Origin of the sequence: Idiomarina solivarensis (genome assembly GCF_033052755.1) — a bacterium.
In the GTDB taxonomy this organism is placed as follows: Bacteria; Pseudomonadota; Gammaproteobacteria; order Enterobacterales; family Alteromonadaceae; genus Idiomarina.
Genome location: NZ_JAVFHZ010000021.1, coordinates 1 through 269 on the forward strand (window position 1 = coordinate 1; position 269 = coordinate 269).

At 61.0% G+C, this 269-nt stretch carries 2 tRNA genes; both read right to left on the bottom strand.

The window, feature by feature from the left end:
• Nucleotides 1-76, bottom strand: a tRNA-Ala gene (locus RBK99_RS13475).
• A 116-nt stretch (nucleotides 77-192) separates the two neighbouring features.
• A tRNA-Ile gene (locus RBK99_RS13480) sits at nucleotides 193-269 on the bottom strand.

Sequence of the window (269 nt, forward strand, 5' to 3'; positions counted from 1 at the left end):
TGGTGGAGCCAAGCGGGATCGAACCGCTGACCTCCTGCGTGCAAGGCAGGCGCTCTCCCAGCTGAGCTATGGCCCCGTTATGGGCGTATTCGACCACCCCCGATAAGGGAATTTCAAGCGAGGGCAAGGCGGAAGCCGGGGAAGTGTACACCAGTACACGACTCGGGTTCCAACGCAGCCATCGCGCAGAAATGGTGGGTCTGGGCAGACTTGAACTGCCGACCTCACCCTTATCAGGGGTGCGCTCTAACCAGCTGAGCTACAGACCC